The 25,265-nt window shown below is 37.7% G+C and carries 27 protein-coding genes; 23 read left to right on the top strand and 4 right to left on the bottom strand.

The genetic code is table 11. The features are described from left to right. Positions 1-27: 27 nt before the first annotated feature. The 8 genes from asd (at position 28) to BQ4443_RS02540 (ending at position 8,508) form a co-directional block, all read left to right on the top strand. Positions 28-1,158, top strand: a complete 1,131-nt coding sequence (gene asd, locus BQ4443_RS02575) for an aspartate-semialdehyde dehydrogenase (RefSeq protein WP_071057955.1) — start codon at positions 28-30, stop codon at positions 1,156-1,158. A 107-nt stretch (positions 1,159-1,265) separates the two neighbouring features. After that, positions 1,266-2,093 (top strand): tRNA pseudouridine(38-40) synthase TruA, encoded by an 828-nt coding sequence (gene truA, locus BQ4443_RS02570; protein ID WP_071057954.1) that lies wholly within the window; start codon positions 1,266-1,268, stop codon positions 2,091-2,093. 132 nt (positions 2,094-2,225) lie between these two features. Then, positions 2,226-3,329, top strand: coding sequence for a TRAP transporter substrate-binding protein (locus tag BQ4443_RS02565; protein WP_071057953.1), 1,104 nt, complete (start codon positions 2,226-2,228; stop codon positions 3,327-3,329). A gap of 97 nt (positions 3,330-3,426) precedes the next feature. Further along, positions 3,427-4,005 carry a TRAP transporter small permease subunit gene (locus tag BQ4443_RS02560; protein WP_071057952.1) on the top strand — a complete coding sequence of 193 codons (579 nt, stop codon included), beginning with the start codon at positions 3,427-3,429 and terminating at the stop codon, positions 4,003-4,005. A gap of 10 nt (positions 4,006-4,015) precedes the next feature. Next, a complete protein-coding gene (locus BQ4443_RS02555) occupies positions 4,016-5,674 on the top strand; it encodes a TRAP transporter large permease (protein ID WP_071057951.1) in 1,659 nt (552 codons plus the stop codon). Between the two features lie 68 nt (positions 5,675-5,742). Then, the gene (locus BQ4443_RS02550) at positions 5,743-6,372 is read left to right on the top strand and encodes a phosphoribosylanthranilate isomerase (RefSeq protein ID WP_023950868.1); all 630 of its coding nucleotides are present in this window, start codon (positions 5,743-5,745) and stop codon (positions 6,370-6,372) included. A gap of 133 nt (positions 6,373-6,505) precedes the next feature. Then, positions 6,506-7,585 (top strand): fatty acid desaturase, encoded by a 1,080-nt coding sequence (locus BQ4443_RS02545; RefSeq protein ID WP_071057950.1) that lies wholly within the window; start codon positions 6,506-6,508, stop codon positions 7,583-7,585. A gap of 149 nt (positions 7,586-7,734) precedes the next feature. Continuing rightward, a complete protein-coding gene (locus tag BQ4443_RS02540; protein WP_023950872.1) occupies positions 7,735-8,508 on the top strand; it encodes a TrmH family RNA methyltransferase in 774 nt (257 codons plus the stop codon). 66 nt (positions 8,509-8,574) lie between these two features. On the opposite strand, the gene BQ4443_RS02535 is transcribed toward BQ4443_RS02540, so the two are convergent. Further along, positions 8,575-9,402, bottom strand: coding sequence for a posphoenolpyruvate synthetase regulatory kinase/phosphorylase PpsR (locus tag BQ4443_RS02535; protein WP_023950874.1), 828 nt, complete (start codon positions 9,400-9,402; stop codon positions 8,575-8,577). Between the two features lie 156 nt (positions 9,403-9,558). On the opposite strand from BQ4443_RS02535, the gene ppsA reads away from it, so the two are divergent. From ppsA to BQ4443_RS02490, 9 genes are all read left to right on the top strand, one after another. Next, positions 9,559-11,925: a phosphoenolpyruvate synthase gene (gene ppsA, locus BQ4443_RS02530; RefSeq protein WP_023950876.1), complete on the top strand. Its 2,367-nt coding sequence runs from the start codon at positions 9,559-9,561 to the stop codon at positions 11,923-11,925. Between the two features lie 524 nt (positions 11,926-12,449). Continuing rightward, entirely contained in the window at positions 12,450-12,779 is a 330-nt protein-coding gene (locus tag BQ4443_RS02525) for an FKBP-type peptidyl-prolyl cis-trans isomerase (RefSeq protein WP_023950878.1), read from the top strand. A gap of 118 nt (positions 12,780-12,897) precedes the next feature. Then, the gene (locus BQ4443_RS02520) at positions 12,898-13,326 is read left to right on the top strand and encodes an NfeD family protein (RefSeq protein WP_023950880.1); all 429 of its coding nucleotides are present in this window, start codon (positions 12,898-12,900) and stop codon (positions 13,324-13,326) included. A 31-nt stretch (positions 13,327-13,357) separates the two neighbouring features. Next, a complete protein-coding gene (locus tag BQ4443_RS02515) occupies positions 13,358-14,308 on the top strand; it encodes an SPFH domain-containing protein (protein ID WP_023950882.1) in 951 nt (316 codons plus the stop codon). Position 14,309: 1 nt separating this feature from the next. Further along, positions 14,310-14,870 carry an isochorismatase family protein gene (locus tag BQ4443_RS02510; protein ID WP_023950884.1) on the top strand — a complete coding sequence of 187 codons (561 nt, stop codon included), beginning with the start codon at positions 14,310-14,312 and terminating at the stop codon, positions 14,868-14,870. A gap of 216 nt (positions 14,871-15,086) precedes the next feature. Further along, complete coding sequence (gene smpB / locus BQ4443_RS02505; protein ID WP_023950886.1) at positions 15,087-15,536, top strand: SsrA-binding protein SmpB; 450 nt, start codon at positions 15,087-15,089, stop codon at positions 15,534-15,536. 30 nt (positions 15,537-15,566) lie between these two features. After that, on the top strand, positions 15,567-15,998 hold the full coding sequence (locus BQ4443_RS02500; RefSeq protein ID WP_023950888.1) for a type II toxin-antitoxin system RatA family toxin: 432 nt from the start codon (positions 15,567-15,569) through the stop codon (positions 15,996-15,998). Then, positions 15,991-16,344, top strand: coding sequence for an RnfH family protein (locus tag BQ4443_RS02495; protein WP_023950890.1), 354 nt, complete (start codon positions 15,991-15,993; stop codon positions 16,342-16,344). The genes BQ4443_RS02500 and BQ4443_RS02495 overlap by 8 nt, the downstream gene beginning before the upstream one ends. A 30-nt stretch (positions 16,345-16,374) precedes the next feature. After that, positions 16,375-17,502, top strand: coding sequence for an enoyl-CoA hydratase/isomerase family protein (locus BQ4443_RS02490; RefSeq protein ID WP_023950892.1), 1,128 nt, complete (start codon positions 16,375-16,377; stop codon positions 17,500-17,502). 325 nt (positions 17,503-17,827) lie between these two features. Here BQ4443_RS02490 and BQ4443_RS02485 read toward each other — a convergent pair whose 3' ends face one another. After that, the gene (locus tag BQ4443_RS02485; RefSeq protein WP_071057949.1) at positions 17,828-18,787 is read right to left on the bottom strand and encodes a CAF17-like 4Fe-4S cluster assembly/insertion protein YgfZ; all 960 of its coding nucleotides are present in this window, start codon (positions 18,785-18,787) and stop codon (positions 17,828-17,830) included. A gap of 169 nt (positions 18,788-18,956) precedes the next feature. Between BQ4443_RS02485 and mltG the strand changes: the two genes are divergently transcribed. The 6 genes from mltG (at position 18,957) to BQ4443_RS02455 (ending at position 23,898) form a co-directional block, all read left to right on the top strand. Beyond that, positions 18,957-19,970 (top strand): endolytic transglycosylase MltG, encoded by a 1,014-nt coding sequence (mltG, locus tag BQ4443_RS02480; protein WP_023950895.1) that lies wholly within the window; start codon positions 18,957-18,959, stop codon positions 19,968-19,970. Continuing rightward, positions 19,967-20,578: a dTMP kinase gene (tmk, locus tag BQ4443_RS02475; protein ID WP_023950897.1), complete on the top strand. Its 612-nt coding sequence runs from the start codon at positions 19,967-19,969 to the stop codon at positions 20,576-20,578. Before mltG ends, tmk begins: the two co-directional genes overlap by 4 nt. A 7-nt stretch (positions 20,579-20,585) precedes the next feature. Further along, entirely contained in the window at positions 20,586-21,614 is a 1,029-nt protein-coding gene (holB, locus tag BQ4443_RS02470) for a DNA polymerase III subunit delta' (protein ID WP_256330848.1), read from the top strand. 9 nt (positions 21,615-21,623) lie between these two features. Further along, positions 21,624-22,400 carry a TatD family hydrolase gene (locus BQ4443_RS02465; RefSeq protein WP_023950899.1) on the top strand — a complete coding sequence of 259 codons (777 nt, stop codon included), beginning with the start codon at positions 21,624-21,626 and terminating at the stop codon, positions 22,398-22,400. A 101-nt stretch (positions 22,401-22,501) separates the two neighbouring features. After that, positions 22,502-23,125, top strand: coding sequence for an ankyrin repeat domain-containing protein (locus BQ4443_RS02460; protein ID WP_023950901.1), 624 nt, complete (start codon positions 22,502-22,504; stop codon positions 23,123-23,125). Further along, complete coding sequence (locus tag BQ4443_RS02455; RefSeq protein WP_071057947.1) at positions 23,125-23,898, top strand: hypothetical protein; 774 nt, start codon at positions 23,125-23,127, stop codon at positions 23,896-23,898. Before BQ4443_RS02460 ends, BQ4443_RS02455 begins: the two co-directional genes overlap by 1 nt. Here the strand turns inward: BQ4443_RS02455 and BQ4443_RS02450 are convergent. Beyond that, positions 23,882-24,373 (bottom strand): glutathione peroxidase, encoded by a 492-nt coding sequence (locus tag BQ4443_RS02450; RefSeq protein WP_218118013.1) that lies wholly within the window; start codon positions 24,371-24,373, stop codon positions 23,882-23,884. The two genes, BQ4443_RS02455 and BQ4443_RS02450, sit on opposite strands and share 17 nt — an antisense overlap. An 11-nt stretch (positions 24,374-24,384) precedes the next feature. After that, positions 24,385-25,254: an EamA family transporter gene (locus BQ4443_RS02445; protein WP_071057946.1), complete on the bottom strand. Its 870-nt coding sequence runs from the start codon at positions 25,252-25,254 to the stop codon at positions 24,385-24,387. Positions 25,255-25,265 lie beyond the last annotated feature (11 nt).

Raw genomic sequence — 25,265 nt, 5'->3', positions numbered from 1 at the left:
CAACATTCATTATTTGGAAAATTCAAAATGACACAATCAGTTGGTATTATCGGTTGGCGCGGAATGGTTGGTTCTGTGCTTATGCAAAGAATGCGTGATGAGGGTGATTTTTCTCTCATTAATCCGGTATTTTTTTCTACAAGTAGCGCAGGTGCTAAAGCTCCTTCATGGGCTGATGGAGCTGGTAATTTACAAGATGCTTATGATATTGACGCATTAAAAAAATTACCCATCATTTTAACGGCTCAAGGTGGTGATTATACGACTGAAGTGTATCCAAAACTACGTGAGGCAGGATGGGATGGTCTTTGGATTGATGCGGCAAGTACGCTACGTATGAAAGATGATGCCATTATTGTTCTTGATCCTGTTAATCGTCATGTAATTGATGCGGGTATTAAGAAAGGAATTAAAAACTTTATTGGTGGTAATTGTACTGTTAGTTGTATGTTAATGGGCTTGGCAGGTTTGTTCCGTGAAGATGCCGTTGAATGGATGACCTCAATGACTTACCAAGCGGCTTCTGGTGGTGGTGCTAAGCATATGCGTGAGTTATTAACGCAATTTGGTATCCTGAATCAGTCAGTTGCATCATTGCTAGACGATCCTGCATCAGCTATTTTGGAAATTGATCGCCAAGTATTAGCTAAACAGAAAGATGCAGATTTACCTCGAGATAACTTCGGTGTTCCTCTAGCAGGAAATTTAATTCCTTGGATTGATAAAGATTTAGGCAATGGTCAATCCCGTGAAGAATGGAAAGCTCAAGCTGAGACTAATAAAATTTTAGGACGTGGCGAAGGTTTTGATTTACCACTAATTCCAATAGATGGCTTATGTGTACGTATCGGTGCTATGCGCTCACACAGCCAAGCATTAACATTGAAATTAAAACGTGATATTCCACTTGATGAAATTGAGGATATGATTAAATCAGGCACAGAATGGGCACGTTTTATCCCTAATACCCGTGAAAATTCTATGAATGAATTAAGTCCTGTGGCTATTTCTGGTACGTTAACAATTCCAGTAGGTCGTGTACGTAAAATGAATATGGGACCAGAGTATGTTAGTGCCTTTACAGTAGGTGACCAGTTACTATGGGGAGCTGCTGAGCCGTTGCGCCGTATGCTACGTATTGCTATTGGCGAACTGTAATTTATTCACTATCTTATAATATGGCAGGTTATTGGTAGTTAACTTGCTTTAGGGGCACTTACATAGGTGAGTGCCCTATAAATTTAATACTAACAAGATAATCTATTATGCAAGAAAATATCCCTCTGCTAAAGCGTATGACGTTGGGTATTGCCTATGACGGTCAAGCATTTAATGGTTGGCAGACACAACCTAATGGTAATACTGTGCAAGATTATCTAGAACGAGCATTAACACAATTCACGGATTCACCCGTCGCTACTATTTGTGCAGGCAGGACCGATACAGGCGTACATGGTATAGGACAGGTTGTTCATTTTGACACTTATGCTAATCGCCGACTATATTCTTGGGTGAGGGGGGTTAATGCTTTATTACCTCCTACTATTCGTGTTCGTTGGGCTCAAGAAGTATCAGATGATTTTCATGCGAGATTCAGTGCGACAGCTCGAACCTATGTATATATTTTACGTAATGAAACTCACATTGCACCAAGTTGGGTCGGTAGAGCAGGCTTAGACTTTAATTCCTTAAATATTGAGGCAATGCGGCAAGCTGGGCAGTATTTAGTAGGGCAGCATGATTTTTCCTCTTTTCGATCGTCAATTTGTCAGGCCAAAAGTCCTGTGCGTACCTTAGAGCTGTTAGATATTCAGCAGCAAGGGGTTTTTATTATTTTCACCCTCAAAGCCAATGCTTTTTTACACCATATGGTCAGAAATATCATTGGTGCTTTAGTCTATGTGGGAAAAGGGCGTTATCAGCCTGAATGGATACAAGACTTATTGGCACAAAAAGATAGGAAGTTTTCTGCGCCAACATTTATGCCGGATGGTTTATATTTGGTCGATGTGGAGTATCCAGAAAATTTTCATTTGCCGGCTAGTGCATTTGATCTTAAGCAGCCATTACAAAGTCTGATTCAAGCTTTGTAAGAGAAAAACACGCAAAAATAAGACTTGCTAAATCTATTAGTGATATTTTTAGGGTTTCCGATAATATTGCGAGGCAATAGATTTTTTATACAATACTCCTTACGTTTTGTAATACGTGACAGGAGTCTCAAGATGCAACGTCGTTCATTTCTTAAGAAAGCTTCCTTAGGTATCGCCGCTACAGGTGGTGCTTCTTTAGCTGCCCCAGTTTTTGCACAAGATGCACCAACACTAAATTGGCGTTTAGCATCTAGTTTCCCTACTAGTGCTGATGCTATTTATAATGGTGGCGCAAATTTCGCTAAATTTTTATCTGAGGCAACAGGTGGTAAATTTAATGTTCGAGTGCATCACGCCGGAGAAATTGTTCCCGCTTTACAAGTATTAGATGCGGTGCAAAATGGTACAGTAGAGTGTGGGCACTCAGCGTCTTACTACTATTATGGTAAGGATCCTGTTATTTGTTTTGACTCAGCCGTACCGTTTGGTATGAATACACGCCAAATGATGGCATGGATGCACGAGGGTGATGGTATGGCATTGACTCGTGAGATTTATGATAAATACAATATTGTCAATTTCCCATGTGGTTACACCGGCACTCAGATGGGTGGTTGGTTCCGCAAAGAAATCAATACAGCTGATGATCTAAAAGGTCTAAAATTCCGTTGTAGTGCTTTTGCTGGTGCTGTGTTATCACGTTTAGGTGTAGTGCCTCAACAAGTGGCTGGTGGTGATATTTATCCTTCACTAGAAAAAGGTACTATTGATGCGGCAGAGTGGATTGGTCCTTATGATGATGAAAAATTAGGTTTCCACAAAGTAGCTCCTAACTATTATTTCCCTGGATGGTGGGAAGGTGCTTTACAAGTGTCTTTATACATTAATAAGGACTCTTATAACGCTTTACCCAAAACTTACCAACATGCTATCAATCAAGCATCTAATATGGCAGCTACGCAAATGTTAGCTACTTATGATCACCGTAATCCTCAAGCTTTACGTCGCTTGATTTCTGAAGGTGCTCAACTAAAACGTTTCTCAAAAGAAATTTTAGATGTGTGCTATGCAGAAAGTCAAAAGCTTTATGCTGAATTATCAGCTAAAGATGCGTTGTTCAAGAAAGTTTATGATAATTACACCGCTTTCCGTGAAGAAGTAACACCATGGTTTGGTGTAGGGGAATTTAACTTTGATTCATACATGATTAATCAGGTTCGCCAAAAGAAAAGCTAAGTCCGTTATAATGTGGTGGATTTTAACCGTGTATTTACCAATTCATTCAAAGAATGGCATACGCGGTTATGTTTTTTAAATTAAATTTGAGAATCTTATGAAATTTTTGCTTTCTATTTCCAAAGCAATTGATGCGATTATGTCTCTAGTAGGGAGATCTGTAACATGGGTTACCTTGATTGTCGTATTAATCAGTGCAGGGAATGCTATTGTACGAAAAACTTTTCATGTAAGTTCTAACGCATGGCTTGAAATTCAATGGTATTTGTTTGGGGTTATTTTTCTATTGGCAGCAGGCTATACTTTCCTAAAAAATGAACATGTCCGAGTGGATATCATTAATCAGCGTTTATCACCTCGCACACAAGTGATAATTGATTTAATCGGGGTAATCTTTTTCATGTTACCTGCATGTTTATTGATTGTTTATTTATCTATTCCATTTTTTGAATTATCTTTTGTAACGGGTGAGGAGTCCTCTAACTCAGGTGGTCTTATTCGCTGGCCAGTAAAATTACTAATTCCTGTAGGATTCACTTTATTGTCACTCGCTGGTATTTCACATGCGATTAAATGCATCGCTTTTCTAACAGATAAAGGACCAAACCCATTAAAACATGACGGTCCTACTGCCGAAGAGTTGTTAGCTCAAGATATCGCGGCTCTTAAGAATTAAGGTGACATAAATGGATTTTATTATTGCTAATATGCCGCCGATTATGTTTTTAACATTAATCTGCTTTTTGTTATTGGGCTTTCCAGTGGCATTTTCTCTAGCGGCTAATGGTATTTTATATACTTTACTAGGAATTTACTTTGATGAATTCTCTTTTGCTTTTTTACAAGCACTGCCAGAGCGTGTATTTGGTATTGTTCAAAACGATTCTTTGCTTGCTGTACCTTTCTTTACCTTGATGGGGTTGATTCTTGAACGATCTGGAATGGCCGAAGACTTGCTAGAGACTATTGGGCAGTTGTTTGGCCCTGTTCGTGGTGGTTTAGCCTATGCGGTTATTTTTGTAGGAGCGATGTTAGCAGCGACGACTGGGGTGGTATCCGCCTCGGTTATTTCAATGGGGTTAATTTCGTTGCCGATTATGCTACGTTATGGCTATGATCGCAAACTGGCTACTGGCGTTATTGCTGCATCAGGTACATTATCGCAAATTATTCCGCCATCGCTAGTGCTAATTATTTTGGCAGACCAATTAGGACGTTCAATTGGTGATATGTACCGTGGCGCAATATTACCCGGACTTATTTTGACTGGGGTATATGTGCTCTACGTGTTGACCATGACTATTATCAAGCCTAACTCAGCACCGTCAATCCCAGAGAAGGATAGAGTGTATCGCCAACCTAATGGATCTTCTGGACTTATTTCTTTACTTGTTCTAACGATTGCGGCTAGTGTTGGGGCTTATTTTGTGTCATCTCAAGTACTAACAGAAAAAGCACCGGTTGATGAGAGAGTAGTGGTTAATCTCTTATTGTGGGGGTTATTTGCTTTTATTGTTGCCGTGCTAAATAAGCTGTTGCGCCTTAATCTATTATCTAAAATTGCTGAGCGTGTTGTATTCGTGATGATACCTCCGCTATTCCTGATTTTCTTGGTGTTAGGTACGATCTTTATCGGTGTGGCAACGCCAACAGAAGGTGGTGCGATGGGTGCAGTTGGTGCTATTTTATTAGCTTTATTAAGAGGTCGCCTATCATTAGATCTATTAAAACAAGCAATGGAAACGACGACAAAATTAACGAGTTTTGTTATTTTCATTCTTGTAGGCTCAACCATCTTTACGCTAACCTTTACTGGCTTTGGTGGTCAGCATTGGGTAGAGGGTCTATTCTCATCACTACCAGGCGGGCAAACAGGCTTCTTGATTGTAGTAAGTATTGCTACATTCTTCTTAGCCTTCTTTTTAGACTTCTTTGAATTAGCCTTTATCATTGTTCCTTTATTGGGGCCAGTAGCTGATAAGATGGGCATTGATTTAATCTGGTTCGGTGTGTTGTTAGCTGTTAATATGCAAACATCCTTTATGCACCCACCATTTGGTTTTGCCTTATTTTATTTACGCTCAGTAGCACCTAAAGAGGACTATAAAGATAAAATTACCGGTGAAATTATCCCTCGTGTTAGTACAGGAGATATTTACCGTGGCTCTATCCCATTTATCGTTATCCAGTTGTTAATGGTAATTCTAGTTATGGTTTTCCCTGGCGTAGTGACGCACTACAAAGATCAGGGTTCGGGTGTTGATCCTAAATCGGTTATTATTGATACGGGCGAATCATCTTATGGAGATGACCCTTATTCAGAAAGTAACTCAACTTTCCAATAACGGCATCACTTAACAAATACAATAGGGGAGGAGTGTTATTACTCTTCCCCTATTGTTTTAGAGGTCATATGAGAACAAGAGTAAAAATTTGTGGTTTACGTCAACCAGAAGAAATACTAATGGCAGCAGAATTAGGTGTAGATGCCATTGGATTTGTTATTTACCCTAAAAGTAAGCGCTATGTCTCCTTGGCACAAGCGATTGAGTTAAAAAAACATATCCCAGCATTTATGAATTTGATTGTACTCATGGTTAATCCAAGTGCACATGAGGTTGAAGAGGTGATTAATCATTTACAACCAGATGCGATTCAGTTTCATGGTGATGAGACAGCTGAGTTTTGTCAGCAATTCGATTTTCCATATTGGCGTGCTGTTAGAGTTGGCTCTCCAGAGTTAGATACCACAGAAAAGCTTTTTACCTACCTAAAACAATTTACTTCTGCTCAAGCTTTTTTATTTGATACGTATACACCCCACTATGGTGGTTCAGGAGTGGGTTTTGATTTATCTATTCTTGAGCCCTTAAAAGAATATCTTTCACCATACAAAATGGTTATTGCTGGTGGAATTAAAAAAGATAACGTTGATCTATATAAGGGTAATTATTATGCCATTGATTTAAGTAGTGGGGTTGAGCAAAGTCCTGGCGTGAAATCATTGGCAATGATGCGTGAGTTTATGGAAAAAATGTATTAAGTTAGGGTGAAAATAATGACAGAATTGCTAAATGTCATCATTATGTCATTAGTAACATTTATGCTATTTCAACCCTTTAAATGTTTTTTTGGGTATAATTAAACATTATTTGAAACAAAGTTTAAATTACCTCATGACTACTGAAAATTCGCTTCAGCCAATTGATCCTCAAGCAGAATTACCACATCGTAAAATTATCCGTAGCTGGCTTATTCCTTTATCAGAAAAAGATACTTTTAAGGCGATTACATTATTAACTGTTGACTTTATTATTCTTGGTGCATTACTCATTGGCACGGTTTACTTCCAAGCATGGTGGGTCAAACTATTATGCTCGCTAACAGCAGGATTCTGGATTGGGCGTATTTTTATCATAGGTCATGATGCATGTCATCAAAGTTTGACGCCACATCGTCTGTTGAATAAATGGTTGGGGAGAATTGCTTTTTTACCAGGGGTTTCTCCATATAGCTTATGGGATGTTGGTCATAATGTTGTACATCATGGATATACCAATTTAAAAGGGGTAGATTTTGTATGGCAACCAGCATCTCTAGAAGAGTATCAGCAAATGACACCAATGCGTCAATTCTTAGAGAGAATTTACCGCAGTGGCTGGGCACCCGGTATTTATTATATTAACGAAATTTGGTGGAAAAAAATGATGTTTCCATCAAAATCTGCTATGGGTACCCAAAGAAAATCATTCTTCTGGGATAGCTTATTGTGTGCAAGTTTTGGAATTTTATGGGCTATTGCTGTTATCGTAGCAGCGATAGCAACAGACCAATCCATTTTAAGCCTATTATTTTTTACTTGGTTATTGCCGCTATTTTTCTGGTTTTCTATGATTGGTTTTGTAGTTTATGTACAGCATACTCATACAAAAGTTGTTTGGCATGACAACAAGGCTGAGTGGGCTAAAGCGCAGCCATTTGTATCGACAACAGTACATCTGTTATTCAAATTTCAGTTTGGGGCTTTGTTGCACCATATTATGGAACATACAGCACACCATGTGGATATGTCTATTCCACTATATAAATTAAAAAATGCACAAGCTCAACTTGAGTATATGTTACCAGAACGTATTGTGGTGCAACCTTTCTCTTGGTCTTGGTATTTCAGAACAGCTAAGTCATGCAAATTATATGACTACAAAGAGAAGCATTGGATTGATTTCAAAGGAAATCCCACCCCTCAAGCACTATAGACATTACTTACTAAACCTTAAAAAGTTTATCTATTTGCATAGATAAACTTTTTATTTTCTTCTTTTGGGCTATATTTATTTGATAGTACTAATCGGTTATGATGTGGGGTATATTTAAAGGCTTTGATTAATTATTTTCCCTGCATTATATGAAATTGATAAGTTCTAAAGATAACCCTCTGTACAAAAATATCTGCAAGGTAGCACAACACAAAGTTAAAAATGAACTGTTGCTTGAGGGGGATCATTTATGCGAGATGTGGTTAAGTCATAAAGGGCTTCCTAAGCTAGTTATTTTGAGAGAAAGTAGTCAAGCATCATATTTTCAGCGCTGGCAAACGTTAAAAGAATGTGCTTGTATCGTACTCCCAGACCATTTGTTTAAACAGTTGAATTCGGTAGAAAGTCCTCAAGGAATCTTATTTTGGGTATGTGTTAACCCCTCTACACCAGAAATAACTTATCCACAAAAAACAGCTGTCTTACTGGATAGAGTACAAGACCCCGGTAATGTAGGTACGATTATTAGGACATGTGCGGCACTCAATATTAAATATATTTATTTAACGGTTGGATGTGCTAATCCGTGGTCAAGTAAGGTGCTGAGGAGTGCGCAAGGAGCGCATTTTTCTATGACTATTTATACACAAGTTGATTCTATTGATTTATTAGAAAAAAGTTCTTTGCCTCTGTACATTACGCACCTTAGTCCACGAGCAAAGCATCTTTACGAGTTAGTAATACCAAAAAATGTGTTGTGGGTATTTGGGCATGAAGGACAGGGAGTGAGTGAAGAAATTTTACAATTTACCCATCAAGCCGTATTTATTCCTCAAAGTCAACAGGTTGAGTCGCTTAATGTAGGTATTGCCAGTGCACTTGCTTTATATGAGCAACAGCGTCAATTAGGCTTTGAACTCTAATCAAAAATACCTCTGCATTGATTTGCAGAGGTATTGTAAGCAAGTCTATTAATCTACTAAGACCACTTAGTATTTATGGGTTTCTAGTTTTAAAATCTGTAAAACCGTGGTAGAGATTTCTTCAATTGATTTTGTTGTTGATGATAACCAAGTGATATTTTGCATACGCATCAAGTGTTCAGCTTCTGCTACTTCGTAACGGCATTGTTCTAGTGACGCATACTTACTATTGGGACGGCGCTCGCCACGAATTTCGGATAATCGTTCAGGTTGGATTGATAAACCAAATAGTTTATGTCTAAATGGCTGAATTGTTTTGGGTAGCTGACCACGTTCAAAGTCTTCTGGAATTAAAGGGAAATTGGCAACTTTTAAGGCATATTGCATGGCCAAATATAGACTTGTCGGTGTTTTACCACTACGAGATACCCCAACTAAAATGACATCAGCCTCTTGTAGTCCATGAACGAATTGTCCATCATCGTGAGCAAGCGTGAAATTAATTGCCTCAATGCGTTTATGGTAGGCTTCAGAACTGGCATCTAAGTGCGAACGCCCTACAGTTGGGTTAGAGCGGACTTGTAAGCTTAATTCTAACGTATTCACACAAGCGCCAAAAATATCAAGAAAAATACCTTTAGAGTGGCGCATATAATCGACTAATTCTTGATCCACCATAGTGCTAAAAATAATAGGTGGGCTATCTGTTTCGGCAATTTCATCAATGCGAGCAATAATTTCTTTAATTTTATCAACAGTGGTGACGAAAGGTTCGCGAATTTGTTTAAAAGAATAGTGCTCAGTAAATTGGCTAAGTACTGAATGACTAAAGGTTTCAGCTGTAATTCCTGTACCGTCAGAAATAATAAACACTGTTTTTTGAGGCAATGACATAAATTTTCCTTAAAAAATACCCAAAATTATCGCTAAGGGGTTACAATAACGTATATTAAAGATATTTTCCTGATATAGGCGTATTTATTGAGAAAATTATTAAGAATTTACTGATTTTTTGAATAAATAAGCTTTCTTTTTTATTGGGAGACATCAATGTCTTATGTAATACCTTTTGAAAATCTTCGCATGACCGATGTAGATATCGTCGGGGGTAAAAATGCTTCACTTGGTGAAATGATTAGTCAATTAGCCAACGCTGGAGTACGTGTTCCTGGTGGTTTTGCTACGACGGCTCAAGCGTTTCGTGATTTTTTGAAAGATTCAGGTCTTGATAAACGTATTTCAGAGCGTTTAACCACATTAAATCCAGAAGATGTAAGAGCATTAGCTAATGCCGGTCAAGAAATTCGTCAATGGATTATCGAAGCACCATTTTCTGCTCAATTCGAACAAGAAATTCGTGATTCATTTGCTAAGTTAGATACAGATGGTAAAGGTACTTTTGCTGTGCGTTCTTCAGCAACAGCCGAGGATTTACCTGATGCTTCTTTTGCAGGACAACAAGAGACTTTCTTGAATGTAGCTGGTATTGATGATGTACTAGATAAAATTCGCCATGTATTTGCATCTCTATACAATGACCGTGCTATTTCTTATCGTGTACACAAAGGCTATGCTCATGCTGATGTGGCTTTATCAGCTGGTATCCAACGCATGGTTCGTTCTGATAAGGGTAGTGCAGGGGTAATGTTCACGATTGATACAGAGTCTGGTTTCCCTGATGTTGTTTTCATTACTTCTTCTTATGGTCTTGGTGAAACAGTTGTTCAAGGTGCTGTTAATCCTGACGAGTTTTATGTATTTAAACCAGCGCTAGCAAATAATAAGTATCCAATTATTAGTCGCCGTATCGGTTCAAAACTCATCAAAATGGAATTTAACGAGGATCGCAAACCTGGTGAAAATGCTGTTAAAACTGTTGATGTGCCAGTGACTGATCGTAATCGTTATTCATTAACTGATGATGAAGTAACTGAGCTTGCTCGTTATGCCGTTATTATTGAAAAACACTATCAACGCCCAATGGATGTAGAGTGGGGACGTGACGGTATTGACGGTAAACTTTATATTCTTCAAGCTCGCCCTGAAACAGTTAAGTCTCAAGAAGTTAGCCATGATATTCAACAACGCTACAAACTAAAAGCAACAGGCACAGTGTTAACAACAGGTCGTGCGATTGGTCAAAAAATTGGTGCAGGTAAAGTACGCATTATTCATGATATTGCTCATATGGATCAAGTTCAAGCCGGCGATATCTTAGTTACTGACATGACTGACCCTAACTGGGAACCAGTGATGAAACGTGCAGCAGCAATTGTTACGAATCGTGGTGGTCGTACATGTCATGCAGCGATTATCGCCCGTGAATTAGGTATCCCTGCCGTGGTGGGTACAGGAGACGGTACTGAGGTATTAATTGAAAATGCAGAAGTAACAGTATCATGTGCAGAAGGTGACGAAGGTCGCATTTATGACGGATTCTTAGAAACAGAAGTTGAAGAAGTTCGTCGCGGCGAAATGCCAGAGATTCCTGTCAAAATTATGATGAACGTAGGTAATCCTCAGCTTGCTTTTGACTTTGCTCAAATTCCAAATAAAGGTGTTGGCTTAGCACGTTTAGAGTTTATCATTAATAACAATATTAACGTTCACCCTAAAGCAGTGTTGGATTATCCAAATGTCGCAAGTGATTTGAAAAAAGCGGTGGAGTCTGCTGCACGTGGTTATGCTAGTCCTAGAGCGTTCTTTGTGGAAAAACTAGCGGAAGGTGTTGCTACGATTGCTGCTGCCTTCTATCCGAAACCAGTTATTGTCCGTATGTCTGACTTTAAGTCAAATGAGTACCGTAAACTAGTTGGTGGTTCTCGCTATGAGCCAGAAGAGGAAAATCCAATGTTAGGCTTCCGCGGAGCTTCTCGCTATATCTCTGAGGATTTTGCTGAATGTTTCCGTATGGAGTGTGAGGCATTACGTTTTGTTCGTGAAGAAATGGGACTAACTAATGTGGAAATCATGATTCCATTTGTTCGTACCTTAAGTCAAGCAGAGCGTGTAGTGAACTTGTTAGCAGAAAATGGTTTAAAACGTGGTGAGAATGGCTTGCGTCTAATCATGATGTGTGAAGTTCCTAGTAATGCTATTTTAGCCGATCAATTCCTAGAATACTTTGATGGTTTCTCTATTGGTTCTAATGACATGACTCAATTAAGTTTAGGTCTAGACCGCGATTCAGGTATGGAATTATTAGCAGCAGACTTTGATGAGCGCGATCCAGCTGTATTATTTATGTTAGAGCGTGCTATCAATGCTTGCTTAAAAGCCGGTAAATATGTCGGTATTTGTGGACAAGGCCCTTCAGATCATCCTGATTTGGCTCAATGGCTTAAAGATAAGGGTATCCTTTCTATGTCACTTAACCCTGATACCGTTGTAGATACATGGCAAAAACTAGCTAGTTAAACTCGTTCAACCATGAAAAAACAGAGTTGCAAATATGATTATTATTTGCAACTCTGGCATCGTAGAGATAAACCTATTGTGTTATAACAATGGGTTTTCTATTGGATAAAATAACGTTTTCGGCGAGCAGTCTTTTGGATTTGGTAAAAAGACTGCTCGACAAAATCATTTAACGAAAATAGTTCATTAATTGAATTTATTATAGATTGCATAAAGTCGAGTAGTCGTTTAATTTAAAAAAGACTGCTCGACAAAATCATTTAACGAAAATAGTTCATTAATTGAATTTATTATAGATTGCATAAAGTCGAGTAGTCGTTTAATTTAAAAAAGACTGCTCGACAAAATCATTTAACGAAAATAGCCTAATCGCTAAATTCATTTATCTATTTAGCAAGTCAGCAAATCATCGTCTCATCACAATGGGTTTTGTCATATAACTATACTTATCGTCATAGATTAGTAGTGTTTAGTTGTTATAATCAACAATAAGTATTAATTAATATGTTAAAAAGGTGAGAGCTATGAGTGAATTAATCATTGAAGATATCAAAATAGGTGACGGTGAAGAGGCAAAAAGTGGGAATCTTGTGACTGTTCACTATACGGGTTGGTTATTAGACAATGGACAAAAGTTCGATTCTAGTAAAGATCGCAATGACCCATTTGAATTCCCTTTAGATGCAGGCTATGTTATCAAAGGTTGGGATAAAGGCGTTCAAGGAATGAAAATTGGGGGCGTTCGTAAGTTAACAATTCCTGCTGAATTAGGCTATGGTAGCCGTGGAGCAGGAGGTGTTATACCTCCTAATGCAACATTAGTGTTTGAAGTAGAGCTCTTAGGCGTACGCTAATCATACTAATAGTCATAAGAGAGGTTGCACTAGTAGGGAGAAGGGCAGTAACACTACCATAATCAGCTAGTGCACATATTTTCCTTTATCAAAGCATAAATTTAATGAGGTGTATTTGATGTGGGTTTGGTTTACTTTAGCCATTGTTTTTCTTATTTTAGAAGTGCTCTCTGGGACATTTTATTTAATGTTCCTTGCCATTGCCATGTTTGCAGCAGGACTAGTCGCCTTTTTTGAATTATCAATTTATTGGCAACTAGGTATTTTTGTCCTTATTTTATTGTTGGGTGTTTTTGTTTTTAAATTTTTTGGTATTAAATCTAAATCATCATTAACTACGCCAACAAGTGATGTCAATGTCAATATGGATATTGGTACGGTTATTTATGTGAACAATTGGAATATGCCTCGTTCTACGGTTGTGCACTATAGAGGAACACAGTGGCAAGCTGTTTTAGCCCCTAATTGTACTCAGGATGGTGTAGCTGGGAACTATGTTATTAGCGATATTAATGGAGTTTCATTAATCCTCACACCAAAGCAATAAGAGTGATAGAACTGACAAAGGAGAAGAGAGAATGGCAGATGTATTTGGTAGTTTAGATGGTTTCTGGTTAGTACTAGTAATTTTGGCAATTATTATCATTATTAGAGCAGTGGCTATCGTACCTCAACAACATGCATGGGTTGTTGAGCGTCTAGGAAAATATGATAGGACACTGACACCTGGACCACGCTTTGTGATACCTTTTATTGAAAAAATTACTTATAAACATAGTCTGAAAGAAATTCCTCTAGATGTGCCTAGTCAAGTGTGTATTACTCGAGATAATACGCAATTACAGGTTGATGGTGTACTTTATTTCCAAGTAACCGATCCTATGCGTGCCTCTTATGGCTCTTCTAATTATATTAATGCAATTACACAGTTAGCACAGACGACATTACGTTCTGTCATTGGTAAGTTAGAATTGGATAGAACGTTTGAGGAAAGAGAATTTATTAATAGTAGCGTTGTCTCTTCTTTAGATGAAGCAGCGGCAAATTGGGGCGTAAAAGTATTGCGCTATGAAATTAAAGACTTAACTCCCCCTGCTGAAATTTTACGTGCTATGCAGGCACAAATTACAGCAGAGCGTGAAAAACGGGCATTAATTGCGGCTTCTGAAGGTCGTAGACAAGAGCAAATCAATATTGCTACAGGGGAACGTGAGGCAGCGATTGCTCGTTCTGAAGGTGAAAAACAGGCTCAAATTAATAAGGCTGAGGGTGAGGCTGCTGCAACAGTAGCTATTGCTAATGCAACAGCTGAAGCGATTACAAAGGTATCTCAGGCGATTGGCCAACCAGGTGGCTTAGAAGCAGTTAACTTACAAGTTGCTGACCGCTATGTTGATGCGTTCTCTAAAGTAGCGAAGGAGTCAAACACATTGATCCTACCAGCGAATTTATCTGATATGGCAGGATTGATTTCATCAGCGATGACTGTTATTAAACAACACAAAAATGATGGTATAACAGGGGATTAATATGTTATTGAGGGCACAAGATTGCATTGTGGTGATGATTGACCACCAAGAAAAACTGATGCCTTCAATGATGAATGTCCAACAGGTATTGGCTAATAGTCTAGCTATTCTCAAAGCGACAGACCTATTTAAAATTCCTGTGATTACGACAGAACATTATCCAGATAAAATAGGTAAAACCATATCCGATTTATATGCTTATCGTGGTGAGGTAATAGAAAAAAAGACATTTAGTGCGGCTAAAGAGCACGGTTTTATTCAAAAATTAGTGGAGATTAGCCAACACACTAAACGTACTCATCTATTATTTATTGGGTGTGAGACTCACGTATGTGTATTGCAAAGTCTTTTGGGTATTCATGAGCAAAATCATTATCAGTGTTATTTAGTTGTAGATGCCTGTGGTTCACGTAAAAGTATTGATAAAGAGATGGCACTTAGAAGAGCTAGTCAGGCAGGTGTCACTTTACTAAGTACGGAAATGGTACTATTTGAATGGTTGGAGAGTGGCGACAATCCATTTTTTAAGCCAATTATTCAGGATATTAAACAGCTCACATAAGTGGCTATAAAAATCGTATTAAAAATACAATCAGATTATCAATAAGATTATGCTTTTGATATAAAGATTCCCTGTTGAAAGTGGTATGTCAACATTCAAATAAAGGATTAATAATAATCTGATTTCGCATTCCAAATACAATCCTAATTTATGCTATCTGCTAGCTAAAATGAGTATAATAATCAGCTAACAACAACTATTAAAATATTTTTAAAGATGAGTATTGTAGAAAATAGAAAAGCACGTCATGATTATTTTATCGAAGATCGTTTTGAAGCAGGAATTGCTTTAGAGGGTTGGGAGGTCAAATCAATTCGTGCTGGCAAGGTCCAATTAGGTGAGAGCTATGTTATTGTTCGTGATAACGAATTATATCTATTGAATATGCATGTCAGTCCTCTTGCTACAGCTTCTACACATATTCACCCTCAAGCGACTCGTACACGTAAGTTACTAATGCATCGACAAGAAATTAATCGTTTGATTGGTAAAGTGGAAATTCGAGGTTATACCTTAATACCGCTTAATTTACACTATAAAAGTGGCAAAATTAAATTGGAATTTGGTCTAGGAAAAGGTAAAAAGTTACACGATAAGCGGGATAGTGCCAAAGATCGTGATTGGCAACGCGAAAAAGAGCGTATTATGAAGAACAATCACCTTTAATATAGGTTGAAGATTAAAAGGTTATTTTTTATGCAAACGGTTAAACGCTCTGTATTGCTTCCATATAGCGATGCTCAAATGTTTGAATTAGTCGCTGCCGTCGATAAATACCCCGAATTTATGCCTTGGTGCGGAGGGGCTACGATCAAAGAGCAAACTGCTGACGGTATGATTGCCTCAGTGACTATCAGTTTTGCAAAACTAACACAGACATTTACAACAAAAAATACTCACGATTTTCCTCATAAAATCACCTTGCAATTAGTTGATGGTCCTTTTTCAGCTTTGGTGGGAAGTTGGGAGTTTATTGCTTTGGATGAAAGCGCCTGTAAGGTAGTTTTTTCGCTAGATTACGATTTTAGTAGTCGAGCATTGGCATTGCTCATTGGTCCTGTCTTTAATCGCATTGCCAATAGTTTTATAGATTCTTTTACTCAACGAGCACAAGCTATTTATGGATGATATTCAGATAGAACTTATTTATGCAGAGAGTCCTACGACTATTTGGCATCAAATATTAACTGTTCCCAGTACTTGCTGTGTAGAAGAGGCAATTAAGCAGACAAGCTTTAAGACGGATTTTCCAAACCTAGACTTAACAACCTTAGGTGTAGGAATTTTTGGACAAAAAGCTAGCTTACAGCAACAATTAAAACCTAATGATAGAATCGAATTATGTCGTCAATTAACGTTTGATCCCAAAGAGTCTAGAAAACGTAGGGCTATTCACCGAAAAGCAGGTATTTTAAAGAAAAAACATTTAAAGCCTGATCGAGCAAAAAAAATTGACTACGATGAATATGCATAAAAGTATTAAAAATAAACACGAGGAGACATTATGAGTTCAGTAGTATTATTTGAAACCATCAATGCGTCAAATGGTTTCAAAATCGCGGTAGCAACGTTAAATCAGCCTCAGGTATTGAATGGTTTCTCAGTGGAAATGGCTCAACTACTTCAAGAGAAAATGACGGAATGGGAACAAGACAGCTCTGTTGTTGCCATCATTCTACAAGGTGCAGGGGGTAAAGCGTTTTGTGCTGGCGGTGATTTACATGCACTCTATAAATCCATGCTACAAAACCAAGAGGGTGGTGTATGGCAAAATCAAGTAGCTAGAGACTTTTTCTCACAAGAGTATCGATTAGATTATCACATCCATGTTTATTCTAAGCCAGTCGTCTGTTATGGCGATGGCATAGTCATGGGTGGAGGCATGGGCTTAATGATGGGGGCAAGTCATCGTATTGTTACCGAGACGACTCGTATGGCTATGCCAGAAATTAGTATTGGCTTATTCCCTGATGTGGGGGGGAGTTGGATGCTGAACCGTCTTCCTGGCTTAACAGGACGCTTTTTAGCGGCTACAGGTGCACAAATTGGTGCTAATGATGCCTTATTTACGCATATGGCTAATTTCAATATCAAGCGAGAGAGTTGGGCGCAAATTATCCAAGAACTCACTCAAGCAGAATGGTTTCCTACGACAAAACGCCATCAGAATGATGATTTAATCAGTGCAGTTTTACATAATCATTCATACAGCACAGAGAAAGGTCCATTAGAAACAAATTACGCCTTCATTAATAAGCTATGCCAGACAAATGATTTAGAAAAGCTTTATGGCATGTTAGTAAGTCTTGCTAATCATGAAGACCCTTGGCTGTCTCGTGCCGCTCAAACCTTACAAAAAGGGTCTCCACTATCATTTGTTTTAGCCATGGATTTACTAGAGAAAACTAAGCATTCTTCTTTAGCGGATGTATTTAGGCTTGAGTTTAACGTGGCTATGCATGCCGCACAACTGGGTGAATTCCAAGAAGGTATTCGTGCCTTATTAATTGATAAAGATAAACAACCTGATTGGAAATTCAAATCGGTGGCTGATGTATCTTCTGATGCTATTGATTATTTCTTTGAAGATCCTGTGCCAGAAGGTGAAGAACATCCTTTAGCGAATCTTTAATAGTTTAATAAATAGCGTATTTTCATTAGTGTACTATCGAGAGAATCTATAGTTAGTACACTACTTGATAACAGTAGGATTATTGCTTGTCTATTCCTTATTAGTACCGATAGTAATTTTTCTATATAATACCTTTAAGCGTTGTGTGACGACAGAAAGACGCAGGGCTGTTCGCTGAGAGACTTGTCCGTGGCAAGGATCGCTACATGAGGGATACCCTATAAGGCATTGCCGAGCTAGGAGGCTGCGCCCCTCCACACAACGCGCCTTATAAATCACTTATTATCTATTTTTTAAATTACACTCAAAATTTTTTAATCCACTCTTACTCTGGCTTTTCTAAAGAGTAAGGGATATCAAGAAAGTGCAGGGTATTACCAGATAATTGTGCTAATTCAATAGCAGCATCATCTTCAAGGTTTTTGATAGTTAATTCGATTAGCAGGTAAATTTTATCTTCAACTGTAGTGGCATTCACGACTTGTCCAATTGGATTTCCATCTTGTATTACGTCTGAACCTAATAACTCATCCGCATTTGTGACCGGAAGAGTAATATAAGCAGGAATGCTACGTTTTTTGAGATTGCCCAAATAGTGGCTTCGAGCAATAACTTCTTGTCCGGGGTAACATCCTTTCTTGAAATTGATAGCACCAATAGCATCTAAATTAATGCTTTGAGCGACAAATAGCTCTTTGGTTTTATCCCCAATCCATGGAAGACCTAGCAAAATATCTTGTGCATACCACTCGTTCTCATCTCCAGTAGCCTCTTGAACTGTCCATAAGGGGCTTTCACTTATGATTAATAAACGCTGTGTGGCATCAACGGACGGAAATTTAATAACAGTCACTTGATTATGTGTAATGACTTTAAATTGTGGTTTCTCATTGTTTGATAGAGTCAAAGGTATATTAGTTAATGACTCAATAAATGGATAAGTTGTCGTCAATGCCGCCACATCTTCACCCCATACAGCCCACATAGCAGATGTTAGGATGGAAATACTAACCTTAGCCCTAAGAACAAACATGGTTAAACGTTTTTGTAAAAAAGTAGCAATATCTCTTTGGACTAATGCATAATAAGTATGTGCTTGAGAGGTATCCTGCCAACATAAAAAAGTAGCAAAAACTCTACCTTTAGGGTTTGAATAGCTTGATAGTAGGGCATTATCCGCTTTTACTTGCTGCATATCTTGGCTAAGTTGACCTTGTAAAAACGTTAGGCTGTCCTCACCCTCAACTTTTAATATGGCAAATTGACTCAATGGTGCTTGTTTCATTAAATACTATCCTTTGTTTATAATTTACCTAATACCTATTATTATATAGTACGCTAGTTTTCTAAAGAAACACATTAAAAACCCTATCAAGCCTGATACAATAAGCTTTTAATAATTTTATATAGTTATTTCAAGTCCAACAATAAGTTAATTAAAATCAAGGGCACTAATGATTAAAAAATTAATTATTTTTATTGTTTTTATCATATCAGTCATGGCTGGTATTGGCTATTACCAGCTCAAAGAATGGCAAACAACCCCTCTAAAGCTTACTAAAGAGAGTGTTATGGTGAAAATCCCTAAGGGGTCTTCTATTAAGAACATTGCTGATATTCTGATTAAAAATAATGTTCCTGTTAATAATCTACTATTTACTTACTATGCTCGATATACAGGACAGGTGAGCCAATTAAAGGCTGGTACTTATGAAATTAAACAAGGACAAACGGCACCTGACGTACTAGCTATGATTGCAAATGGCGAGGTTGCTAAGCGCACAATTTTATTTGTTGAGGGATGGACGTATAAACAAATTCGACAAGCTATTACCCAGCATCCAGATATTGAAAAAACACTTAGCAATATTACCGATCAAGAGCTATTGAAAAAGCTCAATGCGCCTGATTCAATGACCAGTATGGAAGGCTTATTATTTCCCAATACTTATGTTTTTACACCGGGTGACTCAGATTTTATGGTTATCCAACAGGCTTATCAAGAAGGACAAAACAACCTAAAGAAAAACTGGGATAATCGTGCTGAAAACTTACCTTTTAAAACACCTTATGAAGCATTAATTTTGGCTTCTATTGTTGAAAAAGAAACAGGTCATGGCGAAGATAGAAAGCGCATAGCAGGTGTTTTTATTAATCGGTTAAAAGCAAATATGTTATTACAGACAGACCCAACAGTGATTTATGGAATGGGTGATAAATATCAGAATAAGATTAGAAAAGTGGATTTGCAAACCGATACACCATGGAATACTTATACTCGAAAAGGGCTTCCCCCGACACCCATTGCGAGTTCAGGAGATTTAGCCTTAAAGGCTGTGTTACACCCTGAAAACCATCATTATTTTTACTTTGTATCAAGGGGAGATGGTACGAGTGAGTTTGCCGAAAACTTGCCTCAACATAACCAAAATGTACAAAAATTTATTCTCAAACAAGGACAAAAATGACAGGATTTTTCCTAACGTTAGAAGGTGTGGATGGTGCAGGTAAAAGCTCGCACACAGAATGGTTGGTTGATTTTTTTAAGCAAAAAAATTATAAGGTAGTGTTAACCCGCGAGCCTGGTGGTACTGTGCTAGGTGAAAAATTACGGGAGTTATTATTATCTCAACAGATGACTCAGACATCTGAAGTATTGTTAATGTTTGCGGCACGCGAAGAAAGTGTTAATCAAGTCATCAAACCCGCACTAAATGAGGGTAAAGTGATTATCAGTGACCGTTTTACGGATTCTACGTTAGCCTATCAAGGTGGAGGTAGGCATTACCCTATAGAGAGAATTCAACAATTGGCTGAATGGGTTCACGGTGATACTCAACCCAATCTGACACTTTTATTTGATGTACCATTGGAAGTGGCTAAACAACGTATGAGCAATACTCGTGTATTAGATCGCTTTGAGAAAGAATCTGAATTATTTTTTACGAATGTTAGGCAAATGTATTTGCGCTTAGCCGAACAATATCCGCAGCGCTTTGTGGTTGTGGACTCGACTCAATCTATCGAAAAAATTAAATTATTTCTGACCTCTATTTTAGAAGAACGGTTAGCTTAAGATGGCGATGAATGAATTTTATCCATGGCAAAAACAAATTGCACAAGAATGGTTATCCTCTAAGGAGAGATTTTCTCATGCATGGCTGATTCATGGACAAGAGGGTATTGGTAAATTAGCTTTTTGTATAGCTGCTGCCAAATCATTGCTATGTGAAAAACCTCAGCATGGACTAGCTTGTGGTCATTGTCAATCATGTCATTGGATGGATTTAGGCAATCACCTAGACTATCGTTTGATTATCCCTGATGCCTTGAAGCAAGAGCTTGGTCTACTTAATGAGGATGAGATAGTTGCTACAGGAGAGAATAAATTATCCACTGAAATTAAGGTTGAGCAAATTAGACAAAATGAGGAGTTCATGACCTTGAGTACATCTAGAGGGGGCTATAGGGTAATTGTCCTAGGACCAGCTGAAAGTCTTAATACTGTATCCGCAAATGCTATTTTAAAAGTATTAGAAGAGCCTGCCAAAGGAACTATTTTTTTATTATTCTCTCACGCGACTCAAAAAGTATTACCGACTATTCTGTCACGTTGCCGACGTTTAGCGTTACCTATTCCAGAGACATCCGTATCACTCCAGTGGTTAAAGGAACAGGGGATTAAAGACGCAGAAATATGGTTGGCAGCTAATTCTGGGGCACCATTAAGTGCACTTAAACAGAGTACCTCTGAAGTTGAGCCATTAACTTATTGGCTAAAAGAATTTACCCATCATCTTGTACAAAAACAAATTCCTAATATGGATACTTTTGTCACAAGGTTAGAAAAAATTCCTGCTTCAGAATGGATTAGAGCTTTACAATGTTTTGTTAGTGATTTAAGTCTAGTAAAAAGTGGATTGTCACCACGTTTTTATCAGTCATTAACCCCAGAACTTACTCAACTAGCTAACAATATTAGCAAAGGTGATGCACTTGTGGCGCTCTATCCTTATTTAGCGAGCCAACAACGAATTGCAAAACATCCTTTGAATGCAAAGTTATTTATCCAATCAACTTTACAAAAAATTAGTTTAGCGTGTATTAAATAAGATTTTGTTATGTATATCGACTCACATTGCCATTTGGACTTTCCAGAACTTAGAGAAAATATAGTGCAGATTTTACTTGATATGAAAAATAATCAGGTCAATCATGCACTATGTGTTAGCGTAAATTTACCCGATTGGACACAGTTATTAACAATGGTTGAACAGTATCCAGTCTTATCAGCGTCAGTTGGCGTACATCCTGACTACGAGGATACGCCTGAGCTAACAGTAGAGCAATTGCTTAAATTTGCTCAACATCCCAAAGTGGTCGCTATTGGTGAGACTGGTTTGGATTATTATCGTTTATCAGAGCCACTTGATTGGCAAAGAAATCGCTTTAGAACACATATACAAGCAGCAATACAAGCACAGCTACCCTTAATCATTCATACCAGAAATGCTAGTGAAGATACTATCCGTCTTATGCGTGAAGAGAGTGCGGAGATATGCAGTGGTGTTATGCATTGTTTTACTGAAACCAAAGAGATTGCTCAAAAAGCATTGGATTTAGGATTTTATATTTCCTTATCAGGCATTGTAACGTTCAAAAATGCTCAGCAAGTCCATGAAGTAGCACAATATGTACCTCTAGACCGATTACTAATAGAAACTGATTCACCTTATTTAGCACCAGTCCCTTATAGAGGTAAACTAAATGATCCCTCTAAGGTTATTCATGTGGCTGAAAAAATTGCTGAGTTACGAGGTGTAACGGTAAAAGAAGTTGCTACGCAGACAACCGAAAACTTTTATCGCTTATTTAGCAAAGTTTCCGTAGCACAATGAAATGTAATCTTTACGAAAGTTAACATAATTTGCAATAAAAATAGTGTATTTATTTAAATAATTGCCTACACTTAGAACTTACTTATTGGATTGGAATTTTTATGAAAAAGCACTTATTTAAAACTGGATTAATGGCAATGGCTTTAACACTGACATCACAGACTGTCTGGGCTGATTGGTGGAATGACGTTAAAAATAACCGTTATGATACGATTGAGAAAGAGCTTGCAAATGGTCAAGATCCTAATGAATTAAATAAAGAAGGGCATCCTGCGATTATTTATGCGGTTAGAGAGGACTCTAAAGATGCCTATATGTTATTAGCTAAAAATCCAAAAACTGACGTCAATTTAGCGAATAAATTTGATGAAACACCACTGATGTATGCTGCCATTATTGGTGATATTGATTTTGCAAAAGCATTAATTCAACGAGGAGCGAAAGTTAATCGCTTAGGTTGGGCACCTCTACACTATGCTGCGGCGAATGGAAAAACAAAAATGGTGGAGTTTTTGCTTTCTCAAGGAGCTTTCCCTAATGCACCTTCTGCTGACGGCACATCACCAATTATGATGGCTGTTTCATCTGGCAAATTGGATACAGTAAAAGTACTATTAGCTGCTGGTGCTGACCCTAAAGCCATAAATCAAGTACATAAGAGTGCGATAGATTTGGCTAGGGATCAGCAAAAAACAAGTATCTTGAAAGTATTAGAGGGGAAATAATGCTATTTAATCGTAAAACCATCTTGGTATTATCGTTAGGAGCGTTACTACAGCCAGCATTTGCCTCAACAGCTGACAGCGCTTTTTGTGATAGTCCTTGGCTTAAATCTGGGCAAGTGCTAAATGGCCGAGTAAGTGAAAATATGGCTGATTTTCAGATTAATGTGATGAGTGTAGATTATAAATCACCTACACAGTGTACAGCCAAACTAAATTTAAGACTTAATCTTCCTAATCAGGTGATGGCACCTAATACACATGGGCTTTTAACATTGTCTGTTAATGATAAAGAGGCTAAATTAAATGGTAATTTGGACTCACCAACAGCGAGTATGCCTTTTTTTAAATCTTCTGTAGCAATTAATTTAAGTGGTTTGTTTTTTAAGCCAGCTCAACAAGTAGAAACAGGCCAAACTATTCCATCTCGACATTACCAAGGTGATGCACAGGCAGAAATGTATTTATCTAAGAATAGTGGGAAAATTGGCGAAGCTACAATTGATAATGCCTCATTTAGAAGTGCTAGTGCTAAAGTAGGTGCATCACGAATGATACAAACTAGTCAAGGTGACAAAAGTTGTATGCCTATTAACTATGCCGCAAAAGTCTCTGAGGGGGCTTTATTTGATACGGTAACACAGCGTAAAAAAGCCCCCAAAGAAAGAGATTTAGGGGTTACTGAATGGTATTGTCCAAGTGAAGGCTTAACAATGCTTACGGAGTATCGATACAAAAATAAAGTGTATACAATGACACTCACTCATTCAAAATAGCTTGTTGAATATCTTTACTTAAGTTGCTTGGTTTAGTCAGTGGTGCATAACGACCGATGACTAAACCATTTTTATTAACCAGAAATTTAGTAAAATTCCACTTTATATGTTCTCCCATAATCCCTGACTTTTGTTTTTTTAACCAGGTAAACAAAGGATGAGCATTATCACCATTTACATCAACCTTTGCCATTAAAGTAAAAGTAACTCCATAATTTAACTCACAAAAATGCTTTATTTCAACGGCATCTCCTGGCTCTTGATGTCCAAATTGATTACAAGGAAAGGCTAAAATCATGAAGTTTTGATTACGGAATGTTTGGTATAGCTTCTCTAGTTCTTTATACTGTGGGGTAAAACCACATTGGGAAGCCGTATTCACAATCAATACTACTTTGCCTTTTAATTGTTCAAAATTAAACGATTGATTATCAATTGTTTGGGCATTAAAGGAGTAGAAATCAGTATCCATCATATTTCCCTTAGTTAAGATGATAATTTACGGTTAGCTGTTAATATACAGCCGATGGAGGCAGAGACAATACAAATAATGGCAAGGATTTGAGATAGGCTGAGAAACTCTTGCAAAATAATACTTGCTGTAATTGCACCAAAAGCAGGTTCTAGACTTAATAAGACCCCAAATGTTTTACGATCTAAGGAACGAAGTGAGATCATCTCTAATGAGTAGGGGAGAGCACTAGATAAAATACCTACTAATAGGCCAAGGCCGAATAGTTGTGGCTGCCAAAATTCTATCCCAAGATGGGATAATGAAAAGGGTAATGTTACACAAGCAGCAATGGTAATACCCACTGTACTAGCTTGACCAGGATGGATCGTTTTTATTTTTTGTCCCACTATGATATAAGATGCCCAAAAAAAAGCACAGCATACAGCATAAAAAATACCAGTAGGATCTAAAGATGCAGTGGTATTTTCAAAGGGGATTAAGAAGGATAAACCAATAATGACTAAACCAATCCAAAGAATATCAATTTTTTGTCTAGAAGAATATAGCGCCAAGCCTAATGGTCCACAGAACTCAATAGCAATAGCTACGCCTAAAGGAATGGTGCGTAATGCCATGTAAAACAATAAGTTCATCAAACCTAATGAAACACCATAAAATAGTAGCAATTTAACTTGGCCAATATTGAGAGAAAAACGCCAAGGACGCCATATACACCAAAGCAATAGCGCAGAAAAAAGTAATCGATAACTTGATGTACCCTGTGCACCTAGCACAGGAAAAAGACCTTTAGCAAAAGAGGTTCCGATACATAAAGAGAGCATCGAAAAAATAAGTGCAATCACACCTACTGAGAAAGGATAAGAAGAAGTTTGTTTGTCCATGAGGTTATAAA

Source organism: Pelistega sp. MC2, assembly GCF_900099475.1.
Taxonomy (GTDB): domain Bacteria; phylum Pseudomonadota; class Gammaproteobacteria; order Burkholderiales; family Burkholderiaceae_B; genus Taylorella; species Taylorella indica.
This window is presented reverse-complemented; position numbering and strand designations above follow the sequence as displayed.

Excerpts from the sequence above, each read along its gene's own strand:
- smpB (WP_023950886.1), top strand. The coding sequence starts at position 15,087 with ATGAGTATTGTAGAAAATAGAAAAGCACGTCATGATTATTTTATCGAA.
- BQ4443_RS02525 (WP_023950878.1), top strand. The coding sequence starts at position 12,450 with ATGAGTGAATTAATCATTGAAGATATCAAAATAGGTGACGGTGAAGAG.
- BQ4443_RS02550 (WP_023950868.1), top strand. The coding sequence starts at position 5,743 with ATGAGAACAAGAGTAAAAATTTGTGGTTTACGTCAACCAGAAGAAATA.
- truA (WP_071057954.1), top strand. The coding sequence starts at position 1,266 with ATGCAAGAAAATATCCCTCTGCTAAAGCGTATGACGTTGGGTATTGCC.
- BQ4443_RS02520 (WP_023950880.1), top strand. The coding sequence starts at position 12,898 with ATGTGGGTTTGGTTTACTTTAGCCATTGTTTTTCTTATTTTAGAAGTG.
- BQ4443_RS02490 (WP_023950892.1), top strand. The coding sequence starts at position 16,375 with ATGAGTTCAGTAGTATTATTTGAAACCATCAATGCGTCAAATGGTTTC.
- BQ4443_RS02555 (WP_071057951.1), top strand. The coding sequence starts at position 4,016 with ATGGATTTTATTATTGCTAATATGCCGCCGATTATGTTTTTAACATTA.
- tmk (WP_023950897.1), top strand. The coding sequence starts at position 19,967 with ATGACAGGATTTTTCCTAACGTTAGAAGGTGTGGATGGTGCAGGTAAA.
- BQ4443_RS02450 (WP_218118013.1), bottom strand. The coding sequence starts at position 24,373 with ATGATGGATACTGATTTCTACTCCTTTAATGCCCAAACAATTGATAAT.
- BQ4443_RS02495 (WP_023950890.1), top strand. The coding sequence starts at position 15,991 with ATGGATGATATTCAGATAGAACTTATTTATGCAGAGAGTCCTACGACT.
- holB (WP_256330848.1), top strand. The coding sequence starts at position 20,586 with ATGAATGAATTTTATCCATGGCAAAAACAAATTGCACAAGAATGGTTA.
- BQ4443_RS02540 (WP_023950872.1), top strand. The coding sequence starts at position 7,735 with ATGAAATTGATAAGTTCTAAAGATAACCCTCTGTACAAAAATATCTGC.
- BQ4443_RS02565 (WP_071057953.1), top strand. The coding sequence starts at position 2,226 with ATGCAACGTCGTTCATTTCTTAAGAAAGCTTCCTTAGGTATCGCCGCT.
- BQ4443_RS02510 (WP_023950884.1), top strand. The coding sequence starts at position 14,310 with ATGTTATTGAGGGCACAAGATTGCATTGTGGTGATGATTGACCACCAA.
- BQ4443_RS02535 (WP_023950874.1), bottom strand. The coding sequence starts at position 9,402 with ATGTCATTGCCTCAAAAAACAGTGTTTATTATTTCTGACGGTACAGGA.
- BQ4443_RS02500 (WP_023950888.1), top strand. The coding sequence starts at position 15,567 with ATGCAAACGGTTAAACGCTCTGTATTGCTTCCATATAGCGATGCTCAA.
- BQ4443_RS02465 (WP_023950899.1), top strand. The coding sequence starts at position 21,624 with ATGTATATCGACTCACATTGCCATTTGGACTTTCCAGAACTTAGAGAA.
- BQ4443_RS02560 (WP_071057952.1), top strand. The coding sequence starts at position 3,427 with ATGAAATTTTTGCTTTCTATTTCCAAAGCAATTGATGCGATTATGTCT.
- BQ4443_RS02545 (WP_071057950.1), top strand. The coding sequence starts at position 6,506 with ATGACTACTGAAAATTCGCTTCAGCCAATTGATCCTCAAGCAGAATTA.
- BQ4443_RS02485 (WP_071057949.1), bottom strand. The coding sequence starts at position 18,787 with ATGAAACAAGCACCATTGAGTCAATTTGCCATATTAAAAGTTGAGGGT.
- asd (WP_071057955.1), top strand. The coding sequence starts at position 28 with ATGACACAATCAGTTGGTATTATCGGTTGGCGCGGAATGGTTGGTTCT.
- BQ4443_RS02455 (WP_071057947.1), top strand. The coding sequence starts at position 23,125 with ATGCTATTTAATCGTAAAACCATCTTGGTATTATCGTTAGGAGCGTTA.
- ppsA (WP_023950876.1), top strand. The coding sequence starts at position 9,559 with ATGTCTTATGTAATACCTTTTGAAAATCTTCGCATGACCGATGTAGAT.
- mltG (WP_023950895.1), top strand. The coding sequence starts at position 18,957 with ATGATTAAAAAATTAATTATTTTTATTGTTTTTATCATATCAGTCATG.
- BQ4443_RS02460 (WP_023950901.1), top strand. The coding sequence starts at position 22,502 with ATGAAAAAGCACTTATTTAAAACTGGATTAATGGCAATGGCTTTAACA.
- BQ4443_RS02445 (WP_071057946.1), bottom strand. The coding sequence starts at position 25,254 with ATGGACAAACAAACTTCTTCTTATCCTTTCTCAGTAGGTGTGATTGCA.
- BQ4443_RS02515 (WP_023950882.1), top strand. The coding sequence starts at position 13,358 with ATGGCAGATGTATTTGGTAGTTTAGATGGTTTCTGGTTAGTACTAGTA.